This is a genomic window from Nibricoccus aquaticus, assembly GCF_002310495.1.
GTDB classification, from domain to species: domain Bacteria; phylum Verrucomicrobiota; class Verrucomicrobiia; order Opitutales; family Opitutaceae; genus Nibricoccus; species Nibricoccus aquaticus.
In genome coordinates, this window is sequence record NZ_CP023344.1 from 719,658 (window position 1) to 734,532 (window position 14,875).

Here is a 14,875-nt window from a genome sequence, read left to right on the forward strand (position 1 = left end):
AACCGGCTAACCTCCCATGAACCTCTTCGAGACCTTCGAGTTCCTCAGCTACGCTGTCACCGTCGTCGGCCTCCCCTTCGCGATCATCGTCTACCTACTCGAACAGCGCAAAGAACGCACCAACGACCAGGAGGAGATCTTCCAACGCCTCTCCGACGAGTACCGCGAATTCCTCAAGCTCGTCCTCGATAACTCAGACCTTCACCTCCTCCGCCGCGAAAGCGCGCGTATCGAATTCACCGAGGAGCAAAAAGAGCGCCGCCTCGCCATCTTCGGCATCCTCATCTCCCTCTTCGAACGCGCCCACCTGCTCGTTTACGAGGAGAAGATGGACAAACAAACCCGCCGCATGTGGCAAAGCTGGGAAGACTACATGCGCGAATGGCTCCGCCGCGCCGATTTCCGCGCCGCGCTGCCCACACTCCTCGAAGGCGAAGACGAAGAATTCACCAAATACATCCAGCGCCTCGCCGACGCCGAACTCGGCAAAACCATCCTCGCTGCATAATGCTCAAGGGCTCAACTAACCGCCCACTGACAAAATGGAGGGACGACCTCCGTGTCGTCCCTGTCCAGCCATCATCCGAACAGCGATGTTCTTTCTGAACTGTCCTTAGCGTCTTCGCGATTCACCTAAACATCGCCCGCTTCAGTTCCGCGTTTCCGCCCCTCCGGCGCTTCCGCGATAAAAATCCGCGCGCGCTTTCTCACCACTCCATCTTCGGCGGCGGTGGCTTCAACGGCAGCTCATCCAGTTTTCCCATCTCTGAAACGACTTCGTACGCCGTGCGGAAATGCAGCTTCGCAAACTCGCCCAGCGACTTCGCGCCAAACTTCTCGATGATCCCGCGCGCCTGATCCTTCACCAGCGGACCCGCGCCCTTCTGCAGATTCGCGCCAAATTTCCGCGAGAGCTTCACCATCTGCCGCACGTATTCGGCACGCGCGCACACCGATGCTGCCGCCACGACCGGATCTTCTTCCGCCTTCGTGCGCATCTTCAGCTCGAAGTTCTTCAGCTCCTTTTTCGCGAGTTCCTTCTGCACGAGCGGCTGCTCAGTAAACTGGTCGAGCAGCCCCCACGACACCGCCTTCCGGTCGAGCGCTGCCAGCAATCCCTTCGCATGCTGCCACGCCAGCAACCGGTTCAGATTAGCGCCCGGCCGCAGCATCAGCTCGTTGTACTTAGTCATGTACTCCCAGGAAAACGTCTCCACGACCACGCCGCGCGTGTTGCGGATCACGTCCTCCAGTTTGAAGATCTGCCCTTCGGAAATCTTCTTCGAATCCTTCACCCCCGCCGCGAGCCACGACTCCACCGCATCGCGATCCGCAATCACCGTCGCCGTCGTCACCGGTCCGAAGAAATCGCCCTTACCACTCTCATCGAGCCCTGCGTGCGACTCAAACCAGTCCGGGTGATTCACCTCATCGTAGCCCAGTTTCGGCGCGCCCGTCACTTCGGCCTCGATCGTATCGCGCACAAAATCCTCCGTCCCTTTCCCAGCGATCACGACCTTGCCGCTCGTGTAAGCCGTCACGTTCACCTTTGCCTGCTCGCCCTTGAAGGCGAACCGCGTGTAAGCCACCTCCGCCTGCTCCCAATGCCGTGCCGCGCAGATCGCGCGCAATTTCTCCATCTGAGCATCGTCCAATTTGACGGTGTACGACGAAAGCTTCTTCGGCTGATCGGATTCAAAGTCCGTCTTCTTAGGCATCGCGCCACAGGCCACATTTTTTTCCAAAAGACACGCCCGTTTTCCCGACGATTTTTGAAGCCTCAACGAAACGAAGTCGCCAAGTTCAGAGCCAGAAACTCCCAACATAATTTGATTCCGATAAGCCCCGTCGGATTTATGGGCCCAGTCTCTCCTGGTGCTTTCCAATCTCGCTAATCCCGTCCCAAAAAAATCAGCTCCGAAATCCCGTCCTCATCCTTCCGAATCTGTGGTTAAAAACCTCCGCTCTCCGACCTCATAGTCACTCCCCAAAAACGTTCCCAAATTTCCGTCTTCATCCTCCGTGCCCTCTGTGCCTCTGTGGTTTCAACAAATCTACGTCCTCCGTTTCCAGCCTTCCTGATTTCCACACCCAGTTCCGTGGCTTCCATTCCTTCCACAGCGACCAACGCCAAACACCTCATCGCCGCCCGCGACGCCTTCCAGCGCGCGCTCCTCGACTGGTACCGCGTCCATCACCGCAAGCTCCCCTGGCGCGACGCTCCCTCCGTCTACAAGACCATCGTCTCCGAGCTCATGCTCCAGCAGACGCAGGTGAAAACCGTCCTCCCCTACTTCGCCCGCTGGCTCGCCGAGCTCCCCGACTTCGTCGCCCTCGCCGCCGCCCCCGAAGCCCGCGTCCTCAAACTCTGGGAAGGCCTCGGCTACTACTCCCGCGCGCGCAATCTCCACAAACTCGCCAAAACCATCGCCGCTCTCCCCGCCGTCCCGCGCACGCCCTCCGAGTGGCGCGAACTCCCCGGCGTCGGCCCCTACACCGCCGCCGCCGTCACCAGCATCTCCTTCGGAGCCCACGCCGCCGTCGTCGACGGCAACGTCGTCCGTATCCTCGCCCGCCTGACGGCCGACGCCACGGAATTCAAAGACAACTCCACCGCCGTCAAAACCGTCACCCCGCTGGCCGACGCCCTCCTCAACCGCGACCACCCCGGCGACCACAACCAAGCCATGATGGAACTCGGCGCCACCATCTGCCAGCGCCACAACCCGCTCTGCACCGTCTGCCCCGTCTTCGCTTTCTGCGCCGGACAAAAATCGGGCGACCCCGAAAACTTCCCTCGCCTCGCCCAAAAGAAAATCGAGCACCTCGCCATCACCCGCGCGTGGATACTCCACGATGGCAAACTCCTCCTGCACCGCGCCGCCGAAGGCGCGAAACGCTTCGCCAATATGCACGAGCTCCCCTCCCACGCCGACCTCGGCCTCGACGAAGCCACGCTGCTCGCCACCCCGCTCCTCGCTCGGAAAAAACGCGGCATCACCCGCTACCAGATCAGCGAATCAATCCACGCCTTCGCGCCCGACGTCGCCACCCGCCGCCGCCTCAAAAAAAATCTCGCACTCCACTGGGTTCCCATCGCCGACCTCGAAACCATCACCCTCTCCGGCCCCCACCGCCGCTGGGTGACCGAGCTCCTCGCCAAATTCCCCCATTAAAATTCCGGCCGTGGGGCCTCACCTCGCGTGAGGCCTTTCCCCTCCACTATCTCAACTCAGCGCAAACACGGGGGGCTCGGCCCCGCACAAACAAACCGTCCGCTGGCGATTGGCGTGGTGAAGATGCAGTGCCTCGTTTTCACAGGGGAGAAAGATTAGAGCCCAACGCTTGCCCCGCGTCACCACCCACACCAGCCCCACCAACACTCTCCTACCAACCGCCCCTCACGCCTCCTTCGCGTCGTTGCGCACTCGCGCTTCAACCTCAGTCGAAACCTTCACCGAGCGCCTCGGAATCTCTGATCTAGCCGGAACGCACGCTGCACACCTCGCAAGCCCCCCACGCCACGTTTTTCGAATCAAGGCAAAGCTCGCCTTGCAGACATGCCCGGTTTTTCTGACCAATTTCCACGCATGTCGCTGCCCGATCTCCTGCCCATCCGCCCCTTCACCAAACCCGTGAAAGGCGACGTGACTTTGCCCGGCTCGAAAAGCCTCACCAACCGCTCCCTCCTCCTCGCCGCCCTCTGCGACGGCCCCGTCACGCTCACCGGCGCGCTCTTCAGCGAAGACACGCAGCTCATGGCCACCGCGCTCACCCAGCTCGGCATCCCCGTCCGCACCGACGAAGCCAGTAAAACCATCCACGTCACCGGCTGCGGTGGAAAAATCCCCGCGCAACGCGCCGAAATCTTCGTCGGCCTCGCCGGCACCGCCGCACGCTTCCTCACCGCATTCTGCGCCGCGGCTCAAAGCGGCATCTACACCATCGACGGCGTCCCCCAGATGCGGAAACGCCCGATGAAAGGCCTCTTCGACGCCCTCGTCAGCCAGGGCGCCGAAATCAAATACCTCGGCCAGCCCGGTTTCTTCCCCGTCAAAATCCACGCCCACGGCTTGCGCGGCGGCCCCGTCGAAATCGACGCCACCGAGAGCAGCCAGATGCTCTCCGCCATGCTCATGGTCGCGCCGCTCGCCGCCAAGCCGCTCGAAATCAAACCCGTCGGCGGCGTCCGCGAGCCATTCGTCGAAATGACCGCCAGGCTGATGACCAGCTTCTCCGGCCTGACCGCTGATCGTCAGGCGGGCGGCACCTACAGCGCACCGGTGCTCTCACAAGGCGCGCGCTACCGCAATCCCGGCACCTACGCCATCGAGCCCGACGCCACCGCCTCCAGCTACTTCGCCGCGCTCCCGCTCGTCACCGGCGGCCAGATACAACTCTCCGGCCTTCGCGGTGTCGGCGCCGGTCTGCAAGGCGACACCCAGTTTCTCACCATCGCCGAAAAAGTCGGCGCAACCGTGCGCCTCGACCCCACCGGCAACCACACGCTCACGTCCTGGAGTTCCCCAGCCGCACGCTCCGGAGTGACGGCCAGTTTCAACACCTTCTCCGACACCTTCCTCACGCTTGCCGCGATTTCTCCGCTCCTCAGCGGCCCGACCAAAATCACCGGCATCGCCCACACGCGCAAACAAGAGACCGACCGCGTCGCCGGAATGGCCTGCGAACTCATCAAACTCGGCCAGCACGTGATCGAGACCGAGGACTCACTCGAAATCCACCCACGTCCGCTGAAGCGCGACGTCGAAATCGAGACCTACCACGACCACCGTTTCGCCATGAGCTTCGGCATCCTCGGCTGCCACGACCTCGATGGAAACGGCATCCCGTGGCTCTCCATCAAAGATCCCGCCTGCTGCGCAAAAACTTTCCCCCACTTCTTCGACGTCCTCGGCCAGCTCTGGACGCAATCCCACTCCGACTAAGCGCATGACCGACTCCCCTTTCATCATCGTCGCCATCGACGGCGGCGCCGCCTCCGGCAAATCCTCCACCTCGCGAGCTCTCAGCGAACGCTTCAACCTGCTGCACGTGGACACCGGCTCCTTCTACCGCGCCGTCACCGCCGAGTTGCTACGCCTAAAACTCCGCGCCGACGATCTGCCCGCCGTCCGCGCTGCCGTCTCCAATCTGAAATTCGGCACGCGCCTCAACGGCCGCAGCGCCCAGATGGAAATCAACGGCCGCGTCGTGGACTCCGAAGAAATCCGCAGCCCCGGCGTCAATGCCGAGGTCGCCCACTTCGCCGCCATCTCCGAAGTCCGCGCCGCTCTCCTCGACTATCAACGCGGTCAGACCACCACCGGCCGCAAACACACGTTCCGCGGCCTCGTCATGGAAGGCCGCGACATCGGCTCAAAGATTTTCCCCGACGCCGATTTCCGTTTCTTCCTCTTCGCCGATCCCGTCGCCCGCGCGAAACGCCGCGAACAAGAAGGCCGCGAAGACCAGGTCGCCAAACGCGACACGCTCGATCACCAGCGCCTTGTTGAAAGCGCCCAGGGCGCCGAGCTCATCGACAGCACTTACCTGACGCTCGAACAGGTCGTGGATAAAATCTCCGCGCAACTCGCCACCAAACTCACCGCCGCATGAGCTACAGTTTCCGCCAGGTCGAGATGACCCGCGTCTACGGCTTCTGCCATTACGTGTTCCGCGTGATCTTCGACATCGCCTTCCGCGGCGAAGTCGTCGGCCTGGAAAACCTGCCGAAGAACGGCGCGTTCATCATCGCGTCCAACCACGCCAGCCACCTCGACCCGCCAATCGTCGGCTCCCTGATCCCGAAGCAGGTCTGTTTCTTCGCGAGAAAAACACTTTGGAAAAAAGGCTTCGCCTCCTGGTGGCTCGACATCGTCGGCACTATCCCCGTCGACCGCGACGGCGGCTCCGACGTGAGCGCGATCAAGCGTGTCCTTCAAGCGCTCAAGAACGACAAAGTCATCATCCTCTTCCCCGAAGGCACGCGCTCACCTGACGGAAATCTTCAATCCGCCAAACCCGGCGTCGGCCTCCTCGCCTGCCGGACGGCCGTACCTGTCGTGCCCGCCCGCATCTTCGGCTCATTCGACGCCTTCGGCCGCGACGGCAAAGTCCACATCCCGACTCCCGTTACCGTCGTTTACGGGAAGCCGATTTCTCCCGCCGACTACGACGATCCATCCGCAGGAAAAGAACGCTACCAACGCGCCAGCGAACGCATCATGACGCACATCGCCGCACTGAAAAAACCGGCGGAGACAGTCGTCTGATTCGCGAACAATCGCTGAAACACAAAGCCTCCTCCGACGCCGAAAAAAAAGGCCACCGATCACTCGGTGGCCTTTTGTGTGAACTAATTTTCAGCAAGAACTCAGAGCAGATCCGCTGCTAGTTCAGCGAGCTTGGAGCGCTCGCCCTTCATCAGCGTGATATGCGCGGCGAGTGACTGGCCCTTCATGCGGTTGTAGCAATAGACGAGGCCGTTGCTGCGCGAATCGACGTACGGATTGTCGATCTGCGCAGGATCACCGATGAGTACGATCTTCGAGCCTTCGGAAATACGCGTGATGATCGTCTTCACTTCATGCGGCGTCAGTTGCTGTGCTTCATCGAGGATGAAGAACCGGCGCGCAATCGAGCGACCGCGGATGAATGCGAGTGCTTCGATCTCAACGAGCCCGCTCTTGATGAGTTTCTCATAGGGCTTGATCGGCTGCCCACCATTCCCGTTGCCATGATGATGATTCGAATGAACCGCCGGAGCCGGCGCGGCCTGAAGAGCGGCGTCTTCGTACTGTTTCTTCTTATGCTTCTTCGAAACCTTCTTCGCGGCGAACTGCGGCTCTTTCTGAGGCTTCGACGGCAGCATGACTTCCAGCGCATCGAAATACGGCTGGAGCCACGGCTTCATCTTTTCCTCGAGAGTGCCAGGGAGAAAACCGATGTCCTTACCCAGGGCGATCACCGGCCTGGAAATCGAAAGGCCGTCGTAGTGCGAATGATCGTCGTGCGTCTGATGCAGCGCGCACGCGATCGAGATCAGCGTCTTGCCCGTGCCGGCTTTTCCGAAGCACGTCACCATCGACAACGACTCGTCGAGCAGCGCATCCATGAAGAACTGCTGCTCAAGATTGCGCGGCCGGATCGGAATACCGCCGGGCGCTTTCACGAAGTCAGGAATTTTCAGACGGCGCACAGATCCGTTTCCATAGAAACGGGCGGGCATCGTCTTTCCTTCATTCGAACGCAGGAGGATGTACTCGTTTAAGAAAAGGTCTTTGCCGACATCAGGACCGAGATCGAATTCACCCTCCGAGCAAAAGCGCTGGAGTTCATAAATCGTGACCGGGATCTCGCGGTAGGACGTCTCTTCGACGGCCTCGGGCACCTTGTCGTTGAGATAGTCCTCTGACTCGAGACCGACCGCGCGCGCTTTAAGCTGCACGTTGACGTCCTTGGTCACGAGGATCGTCGGCGGATCGTACTGCTCCTGCACGAAAAGCGCGCACGCGATGATCCGGTTATCCTTTTTCGAGAAATCCGGGAGCACCGCGCGGAAGCGCTGCATCGCCGGAGAATCGAATTTTTGATCAACCAGATACCGGTTAATAATCACCGAGAGCGTGCCGCCGTTAGGCAGCTTGACGCCTTCGAGCATCGTCCGGGAATCGGGCAGTAACTCCTGAAGGATTCGATGCACCCGGCGCGCATTGCGGCCGCGCTCGGTGGATTGTTCAGTCTTGATGGCGTCCAGCTCTTCCAAGACCTCGACTGGGATGGCGAGGTTGTTGTCCTCAAACTTGAAGATCGACTGTGGATCGTGAAGTAGGACGTTTGTGTCCAAAACGAAGGTTTTCACCTTCGCGGACACCTTGAGCTGTGTTTTGGGGTCTGTGACCCTGCTCAGAATTTCCATCTGTGGATAACGTGTGAAGAAGTCAGCACAGGGTGTGCCGCCTGTCGATTCGTGACTGCAAGAAAACGGCGGAAAGTTGCCTCAGCGTTGCAACAGCCGATGTGAACATCCGCTCGAAATTATCTGTGCCGCGTGTCGCTCGCTTTGGGCAAAAAAAGAGGGCGGACCGTCTACCCCTAGACGATCCGCCCATTGCTTTCTTGGTTACCCCAAATCTCCCGCTAAGCGGGAGAAAGTTTTTTAAGCGATCTGCATACATATGACGCGGCGCCTTTCGAAAAGTTTCAAAAAAGATATCGGTCTTTCTGCTGAGAACTTGAGGCTCGAAACAGAGTACACGGCAAAAGCCACATATTCGCCATTAGTCAGAGTCAGAGTCAGAGTCAGAGTCAGAGTCAGAGTCAGACAAAACTAAAACTCTCAACTCGGGAGCGAAACGCTCCTCTCACGAGGCCCTGACTACGCAGTTTGCGCCAGCAGCACGCTCACCTTGGTAAATAAATCCCGGATGCTGAAAGGCTTCCCAAGAAAATCGACGCTCTTCTTCTCAAAAATTCCGTGAACGACGACATCGTCGGCATATCCGGACATCACGAGAATTTTAATCTCGGGCCGCTTCGCCAGGATTTTACCCGCGAGTTCCATCCCATCCACATCAGGCATCACCAAGTCAATGATGACCAAATCCACGACATCGCCTTTCTTGGAATCGAGAAAGGCCATCGCGTTAGTCCCGCGATTATAGGTCATCACATTAAAACCACGCGTGGACAGCGCTTCTTTAACGAGCGTCAAAGCCTGTTCGTTGTCATCAACTACCAGGATGGTTTTGTTCTCTTTGGGTTTCACGTTTGAGGGATGACTGACCAGCAGGATGAAGACTTTGAAAAAGACGAAGCTTAACCAAGGTCTGGCGGATCGCCTTGATGATATCGGCAGGATCCTTGGTTTTCTCAACGAAACTGCACGGTTCCAGCCATTTCAAACCCATCTCCACCTGTGGATTTTGCAAGCTGGAAACAAATAGTAGCGGTACCGATTTGGACAACTTTCTCAGCTCAATCGCGAGCATCCAATTATTCCGAGAACTGAGATTCACATCCATCACCAAAATATCAGGCGTGAACTGCACCACATCGGCTAGGATCTTTGCGAAATCCGATCCATGTCCACACACTGACATATCCGCCTCCGTATTGATCAAGGATGCCAGCGCCGTGGCGAAAAACGGGTGGTCATCTACCAAGTAAATCCGATCAACCCAAGGGTTATTGGAATTACGTACATTACCTAGCTCTTGGGAAATTTTGCTCGATGGATTCATTTAGGGTGATCATCAGTCCATCGCTACAATGATGCTCGATATGTGGGGTTAGCTAGGAACCTGTAGGTAAGCTAAAGGATGCAAGAATTCAGGCTTAGACTAAAATACCCGAGGGGTGCCGTGAACCTCCCGCATCAATTATCTTAGTCAAGGTCATAGTCATGAAAGATTTCTACATTTCCGGTCGCTCATGGAAAACACTACAAACCCCAAAGGAATAACCTTAGCCAAACCGTCCAAAGCCTCGACTACTTCAATACAGCTGCAACGAATCCGCTTACTTAAATGAAATCCCTCACACCTAAAAAGGCCTCCGCGGGTTCAACCTCAGTTGCCCGCAAAAAAGAATCCGCCACGACTAAGCCGTCGGGAAAGCCACAGCCGGTTCCCGCCACGTTAAAGAGCGATATCACCTCTTCGAAAGCTCCCGCCTGGGCGGCTCACGGCATTTTCAGTGAAGCCCGCATCATGGCGTGGGAGGGCAAGGCCTCTCCCATTTCCGCCACCACAATCTTCCCAACCGATGCCGCCGTTTTCAAATCACTGCCCACCGCCTCCCCGGCCAACTGGCATCGCTGTATCCACCCCCTTGATCGCGCCCGGGCTCAGCTGCACTTTTCAAAACTCGACGCCAAAAATCTCCCCGCGAGCATCGATTACCGTCTGATCGACAAATACGGCTCCATCCTCTGGGTCCGCCACTCCATCCACGAAATTCAAGGCCGCGGAAAGAACGCCGTCACTCGTGGATTCGTGACCGATATTCAAAAGGAAAAAAGCTACCAACTGGAAAGCTTGAGCGTCAGCGAACGTGAACAAAATCGCATCGGTCAGGATCTCCATGACGACCTTTGCCAAGTTCTCGCCGGCGTCAGCTGCCTGATGCGCGTCGCGGAAAGCCGCATCGCCGCCAAGGCCCCGGAAGAAGCCGGTAACTTCAAAGAGTTAAACCAGCAGATCATCGATGCCATGCATCGTACTCGCGCACTCACTCACGGATTGTTTCCCGGGAAAATCCAGATTGCGGATATTCGTGGTGCTCTCCTCGAGCTCAGTGCCCAAGTCAAAGTTCGCTTCACGGTTGAAATACAAACCCAGTTCAAAGGTCGTTTCCCGAAGCACTCGTCAGCGCAGATCATCCAAATCTATCGCATTTCGCAGGAAGCCATGAGCAACGCCATCAAGCACGGCCGTGCAACTCGCATCGACGTAAGCCTCGAATCATTCCCCGACCGCATGGAGCTCAACATTCGCGATAACGGCAGCGGTCTGGCTAAGTCGGATACCTCTACCGCAGGCGTCGGTCTGCACATAATGCATTACCGCGCCGGCATCCTCGGCGGAGAGCTTTCGATCGCAAACGCCACTCCGCAAGGGGTAACAGCTTGCCTTCGCTATCCTTTCCAAAACTAATACGCGCCACCCAGCATCGATGAGCGCCAAAACTCGCATATTCATTGTGGACGATCATCCGCTCCTGCGACGTGGCCTCGCCGAATTGATCAACCGCGAACCCGACATGGTCTTTTGCGGCGAAGCCGAGGATTCACCTTCGGCCCTCAAGATGATTTCCCAGATCAAACCCGATCTGGTCATCGTCGACATCTCGCTCAAAGGCTACAACGGCATCGAGCTCATCAAGAATATCAAGGCCTTCGACTCCAAGATCCAGATCCTCGTGCTTTCGATGCACGACGAGTCGATCTACGCGATGCGTGTACTCAAGGCCGGAGCCAAAGCCTACGTGATGAAGCAGGAAGTCGTGGATAAAGTGATGGAAGCTGTCCGCCGCATCCGCGCAGGAAAAGTTTTTGTCAGCGAACGCGTCGCCAGCCGAATGCTAGACCAAGTCGTCGTCGGCGGAGATCCCGCGCCCGACTCGCCGGTCGATCTCTTGAGTGATCGAGAACTCGAAATAGTGAACATGATCGGCAGCGGTCTCCCAACTCGCGAAATTGCCGGCAAGCTTCACATCAGTATTAAGACGGTGGAATCCCACCGCGCCCGTATCAAAGAAAAGCTCAATCTCCAGAACGCCATCCAGCTTGTGCAGTTCTGCGTCCGCTGGGTCGAAGAAGGCGCCAAAGCGCTTTAATTTTCCGCTCTGGATTGCGCCGAAGAACTCCGCGCAATTCTCGATAAACTGCTCTGCTGAGCTTAGCACGGTCAGGACAGGACCAAAGCGGCCACATACTCACGTCCATCAGCCGCTTCACTTGTAGCATGCTGATGTAATCACTCACCCTTAACCACCAGACATTGCCAGGTGCTTTCCGGCCAATAAAAAACCCGGTCCGAAGACCGGGTTAAAATGGAGCGGGCGAAGAGACTCGAACTCTCGACGTCCACCTTGGCAAGGTGGTGCTCTACCAACTGAGCTACGCCCGCAGGGCAGGCGGAGAGAAGTAAAGTCCGCTTCGCATCCGTCAATAGCTTTTTAGAAAGAATTCCACTCAACGCACCTGTGGCCGTCCACTGAGCGGAACCGGCATGAGCGCAGGATTTTTCGCGAGACTTCCCGCCACCTCATCACTCCATAAAAACGTCAGCAGTGACCGGAGCCTTGCCGCACTTTCGCTCCGATACACGACATACACCGGCAGCCGTAGTGGATAATCTCCCGTGTGGATGTTCTCGGCCGACGGGCCAAAAGCCGGTTCGCCCTCTCCTCGCGCAACCAGCAACGCTCGCAAGCCGCCACCCACCGGCGGCACGTACGGCAACACAGCTAGTCCGCCCTCTTCAGCCGACAACCGCGCCTTCAACGTCGCGAAATCATGATAGCGCAAAACCGACGACTTCAGCTTCGGCACGCGCAACGCCGTCCGTGCGAAAAGATCGACCGACAACTCATCGCCTTTCCCCGCCAGCACATGCGTGGTCACCGTCAACGGTGCCGCAGCTCCGCCCGCACCCAAATCACGCCATAGCGAAAACCCCGCCGCGCCGCCCACGCCAAAAGCCCCATCGAGCGCCTTGAATGAAATCTGCGTCAGCTCGATGTGCTCCGGCACCACCACCACCGCGATCCGGTAAGCCAACGGCAGGGCAACGAAAGACCCCTCCGGTTTTTTTTCATCCGGCGCAAAGGCCACCAGCGCCACATCCGCTTTGCCCGCCTTCAACTCATCCAAACCCGCACGACTGCCCGCAAACGCCGTCGTGAGCCGCAGGTTTTCCCGCTTTGAAAAAACCTCCAACACCGTTCCGAAATCCGCCCCCAACAGATCACTGCCGACCACGCGCACATCCGCCGAAAACCCGATAAGCGGCACCAACCACAGCGCTAAAAAAACAATAAGTCGCATCACGAAAAATCCCTCCGCCCTAGTCTCAGCTCTTCCTACGCTCATCCCGTTCGCGCTCGGTGAACGTGATGCGCTCATCGCTCTTGGCCCGCTCCGCCTGCTCCGTGCGCGACCGTTTGTCACGTCGCTCCGACGAGCGGTTTTCCCGAGCACTGTAATAAGCGTAATTGCGCGTGTAGTAGCCGTAGTCGTCACTCGAATTCACCGGAACGCGGTTCAACACCACGCCCACGATCTGCTTGTGCAGCCCTTCGATGATCTGCTGCGCGCGCACCACCATGCTGTGCGGATTGCGCCTGTGCTGGACGAGCAGGAGAACATCATCCGCCACGCTCGCGAGCACCGAGGCATCGCTCACACCGATGATCGGCGGCGCATCAAAAATTACACGATCATAGCGCCCGCGAAGCTCCGCTAGTAACGCCTTCAACCGGTCGATATAAAGCAGGCTCAGCGTAAATCCACCGACCGCTCCGCACGGAATGAAATCCAAACCCGGCGACACGCCACGCTGCGTGACCTTCTCGAGCGTCGCTTTACCCTGCAAAAGATCGGCCAGCCCCGGTTCCTTCGGCAACGCCGCCAGCTGATGCTGCGTCGGACGGCGCAGGTCGGAGTCGACCAACAACACCCGCTCGCCCGCCGCTCCCATCGAACGCGCCAGCCGCAGCACTGTCGTCGATTTACCTTCGCCCGGCCCCGCCGAGAGCATCACCAAACTGCGTCCCGGAGTGACGCCCTTAAGCGCCAGATTGAGATTAGTGTGAAGCACGCGAAACGGCTCCAACTCCGCAGGATCTTCGACGATCCCCGATTTGGCCGGAGGCACCGCCTCGCTGGAGTGCGGGATGACTCCGAGCACTGGCTTGCCCAGACGCCCCTCCAGCTCTGCCACATTGCGAAAGCTCGTATCGAAAAATTCGATCAACACCGCCGTGCCGATGCCCAGCACTCCACCGAAGAGCACCGCGAACGCGATATTCAGCGGCCAGCTCGGTTTCGCCGCACGCCGGGCCGGCTCGGCATAATTCAAAATCTCAATGCTGCGCTTCGGCACCTGGAAATCGATTTCCCGCTGGCGCAACGTGACCTTGAGAGTCGAAAGCAGCCGCGTCTCGTCTTCGAGTTTCCGCGCCGCTTCCTCGAACGGCCGCATCCGGTCACGCGCCGAGAGGATTTGATCCACCTTCGCCTGTGCGAGCTGGTTCTTCAATTCAGCCACGCGCGCGTCAGCTTCCTTGTAGGCTATTTCAAGCGCGCTCTCATAACCACGTAGCTGCGCATCAAGCTGCTCTTTGATCTTCGCCCGATTGTCCGTCGCACCGATCAACTCCGGATGCGCCGCACCGAGCCGCGCGCGAAACTTCGTCACGTTCTGGTCAGCGATGAGATAAGCCTGAAGCAGGTTCTGGATATTCGGATCTTGGATAAGCTCCGAGTTGATCAGGTTGATCCGGTCTTCCGCCGGGATGCTCTTGAAACGCTCATACCGCGTCTTGCGCCCGATCGCATCCACACTCAACGCGATGAGCGAATTCTGCATCTGCCGGAGCGTCTCGATCTCCATGTCGCTGTAGCGCGCGTTCAGATCCACGCCCGAGATCCCGAGGTCTTTCCTCAACTGCTCCACCATATCGCGTTGCAACGAAACCGTGCGCTCCTGCGACTCCAGTTCCTTGCGCAGCTGCGTCAGCCCTTCGCGCTGCTCCGACGTCGCGAACATGATTCGGTCGTCCGAGTAAACCCGGGCAATCTCATTCGCGATCGCCGCCGCCAGTGCCGCGTCCTGTGAGTAAACACCGACCTCGATCATCGAGGAACCGCGCGGCGACTCCACGCGCAGCATTTTCTTCAAAAGATAATTATACGTCTCATCCGTCGCGAGTGGCGCATACGCACCGATCGAGCGCCCGATCTTGTCGTTGAGCCCGAGATTCTCGATGACCGGATAGAGTACCTTCGCCGACTGCATGATCTTGAACTGATCCTGCAAAAAATACGGGTCGTAGTAGCCGCTCGACTGCGCCTGGAAAAGTTTCACTTCTCCCTCGGGCTTCTCCACGCGCACGTTGAGCGTCGAAAGATACCACTTCGGCAAAAACGCCGTCACCACCACCGTCGTGATCACGACCAGGCTGAGGATGAGAAAAATCAACGCCTTGCGCAGGCGGAGCAGATGGAAGAAATCGGCGAGCGAAGCGCCCTCTTTGCTGACGTGGGTATGGGCCATTGATCGAGCCGCTAGGGAATTTCCCTCACCTCCTGTCAGCAAGCTCGTTTTCTCCGGCCTCCACCACCAGACGCGCCGACTCCACCAAAGCATCT

Annotated in this window: 13 protein-coding genes and 1 tRNA gene; 7 read left to right on the top strand and 7 right to left on the bottom strand. The window is 58.4% G+C overall.

Translation table 11 applies throughout. From position 1 onward, the window contains the following. Positions 1–16: 16 nt before the first annotated feature. Positions 17–508, top strand: coding sequence for a hypothetical protein (locus CMV30_RS03150; RefSeq protein ID WP_096054672.1), 492 nt, complete (start codon positions 17–19; stop codon positions 506–508). Positions 509–707: 199 nt separating this feature from the next. Here CMV30_RS03150 and rnhC read toward each other — a convergent pair whose 3' ends face one another. After that, a complete protein-coding gene (gene rnhC / locus CMV30_RS03155) occupies positions 708–1,718 on the bottom strand; it encodes a ribonuclease HIII (RefSeq protein ID WP_096057587.1) in 1,011 nt (336 codons plus the stop codon). A 381-nt stretch (positions 1,719–2,099) separates the two neighbouring features. Between rnhC and CMV30_RS03160 the strand changes: the two genes are divergently transcribed. The 4 genes from CMV30_RS03160 to CMV30_RS03175 all read left to right on the top strand — a co-directional run bounded on the left by CMV30_RS03160 (position 2,100) and on the right by CMV30_RS03175 (position 6,272). Next, positions 2,100–3,176 carry an A/G-specific adenine glycosylase gene (locus CMV30_RS03160; RefSeq protein WP_245844383.1) on the top strand — a complete coding sequence of 359 codons (1,077 nt, stop codon included), beginning with the start codon at positions 2,100–2,102 and terminating at the stop codon, positions 3,174–3,176. A gap of 414 nt (positions 3,177–3,590) precedes the next feature. After that, positions 3,591–4,946 carry a 3-phosphoshikimate 1-carboxyvinyltransferase gene (gene aroA / locus CMV30_RS03165; protein WP_175414710.1) on the top strand — a complete coding sequence of 452 codons (1,356 nt, stop codon included), beginning with the start codon at positions 3,591–3,593 and terminating at the stop codon, positions 4,944–4,946. A gap of 4 nt (positions 4,947–4,950) precedes the next feature. Then, positions 4,951–5,616 carry a (d)CMP kinase gene (locus tag CMV30_RS03170; protein WP_096054674.1) on the top strand — a complete coding sequence of 222 codons (666 nt, stop codon included), beginning with the start codon at positions 4,951–4,953 and terminating at the stop codon, positions 5,614–5,616. Further along, on the top strand, positions 5,613–6,272 hold the full coding sequence (locus CMV30_RS03175) for a lysophospholipid acyltransferase family protein (RefSeq protein WP_245844384.1): 660 nt from the start codon (positions 5,613–5,615) through the stop codon (positions 6,270–6,272). The genes CMV30_RS03170 and CMV30_RS03175 overlap by 4 nt, the downstream gene beginning before the upstream one ends. 101 nt (positions 6,273–6,373) lie before the next feature. Here the strand turns inward: CMV30_RS03175 and CMV30_RS03180 are convergent, their stop codons facing one another. The 3 genes from CMV30_RS03180 to CMV30_RS03190 all read right to left on the bottom strand — a co-directional run bounded on the left by CMV30_RS03180 (position 6,374) and on the right by CMV30_RS03190 (position 9,242). After that, positions 6,374–7,918, bottom strand: coding sequence for a PhoH family protein (locus tag CMV30_RS03180; protein WP_096054675.1), 1,545 nt, complete (start codon positions 7,916–7,918; stop codon positions 6,374–6,376). A 459-nt stretch (positions 7,919–8,377) separates the two neighbouring features. Next, positions 8,378–8,767: a response regulator gene (locus tag CMV30_RS03185; protein WP_175414711.1), complete on the bottom strand. Its 390-nt coding sequence runs from the start codon at positions 8,765–8,767 to the stop codon at positions 8,378–8,380. After that, entirely contained in the window at positions 8,730–9,242 is a 513-nt protein-coding gene (locus CMV30_RS03190) for a response regulator (RefSeq protein ID WP_096054677.1), read from the bottom strand. Before CMV30_RS03190 ends, CMV30_RS03185 begins: the two co-directional genes overlap by 38 nt. 285 nt (positions 9,243–9,527) lie before the next feature. Between CMV30_RS03190 and CMV30_RS03195 the strand changes: the two genes are divergently transcribed. After that, positions 9,528–10,655: a sensor histidine kinase gene (locus tag CMV30_RS03195; protein WP_096054678.1), complete on the top strand. Its 1,128-nt coding sequence runs from the start codon at positions 9,528–9,530 to the stop codon at positions 10,653–10,655. A 19-nt stretch (positions 10,656–10,674) separates the two neighbouring features. Continuing rightward, on the top strand, positions 10,675–11,337 hold the full coding sequence (locus CMV30_RS03200; protein WP_096054679.1) for a response regulator: 663 nt from the start codon (positions 10,675–10,677) through the stop codon (positions 11,335–11,337). 217 nt (positions 11,338–11,554) lie between these two features. Here the strand turns inward: CMV30_RS03200 and CMV30_RS03205 are convergent. From CMV30_RS03205 to CMV30_RS03215, 3 genes are all read right to left on the bottom strand, one after another. Further along, positions 11,555–11,630, bottom strand: a tRNA-Gly gene (locus tag CMV30_RS03205). Between the two features lie 65 nt (positions 11,631–11,695). Continuing rightward, the gene (locus CMV30_RS03210) at positions 11,696–12,628 is read right to left on the bottom strand and encodes a PstS family phosphate ABC transporter substrate-binding protein (RefSeq protein WP_138223094.1); all 933 of its coding nucleotides are present in this window, start codon (positions 12,626–12,628) and stop codon (positions 11,696–11,698) included. After that, positions 12,576–14,780: a GumC family protein gene (locus tag CMV30_RS03215; RefSeq protein ID WP_175414712.1), complete on the bottom strand. Its 2,205-nt coding sequence runs from the start codon at positions 14,778–14,780 to the stop codon at positions 12,576–12,578. The genes CMV30_RS03210 and CMV30_RS03215 overlap by 53 nt, the downstream gene beginning before the upstream one ends. Positions 14,781–14,875: the final 95 nt, after the last annotated feature.

What these genes read in the sequence shown, in the direction of transcription:
- CMV30_RS03150 (WP_096054672.1), top strand. Translation starts at nt 17, where the DNA reads ATGAACCTCTTCGAGACCTTCGAGTTCCTCAGCTACGCTGTCACCGTC.
- rnhC (WP_096057587.1), bottom strand. Translation starts at nt 1,718, where the DNA reads ATGCCTAAGAAGACGGACTTTGAATCCGATCAGCCGAAGAAGCTTTCG.
- aroA (WP_175414710.1), top strand. Translation starts at nt 3,591, where the DNA reads ATGTCGCTGCCCGATCTCCTGCCCATCCGCCCCTTCACCAAACCCGTG.
- CMV30_RS03170 (WP_096054674.1), top strand. Translation starts at nt 4,951, where the DNA reads ATGACCGACTCCCCTTTCATCATCGTCGCCATCGACGGCGGCGCCGCC.
- CMV30_RS03175 (WP_245844384.1), top strand. Translation starts at nt 5,613, where the DNA reads ATGAGCTACAGTTTCCGCCAGGTCGAGATGACCCGCGTCTACGGCTTC.
- CMV30_RS03180 (WP_096054675.1), bottom strand. Translation starts at nt 7,918, where the DNA reads ATGGAAATTCTGAGCAGGGTCACAGACCCCAAAACACAGCTCAAGGTG.
- CMV30_RS03190 (WP_096054677.1), bottom strand. Translation starts at nt 9,242, where the DNA reads ATGAATCCATCGAGCAAAATTTCCCAAGAGCTAGGTAATGTACGTAAT.
- CMV30_RS03195 (WP_096054678.1), top strand. Translation starts at nt 9,528, where the DNA reads ATGAAATCCCTCACACCTAAAAAGGCCTCCGCGGGTTCAACCTCAGTT.
- CMV30_RS03200 (WP_096054679.1), top strand. Translation starts at nt 10,675, where the DNA reads ATGAGCGCCAAAACTCGCATATTCATTGTGGACGATCATCCGCTCCTG.
- CMV30_RS03210 (WP_138223094.1), bottom strand. Translation starts at nt 12,628, where the DNA reads ATGAGCGCATCACGTTCACCGAGCGCGAACGGGATGAGCGTAGGAAGA.
- CMV30_RS03215 (WP_175414712.1), bottom strand. Translation starts at nt 14,780, where the DNA reads ATGGCCCATACCCACGTCAGCAAAGAGGGCGCTTCGCTCGCCGATTTC.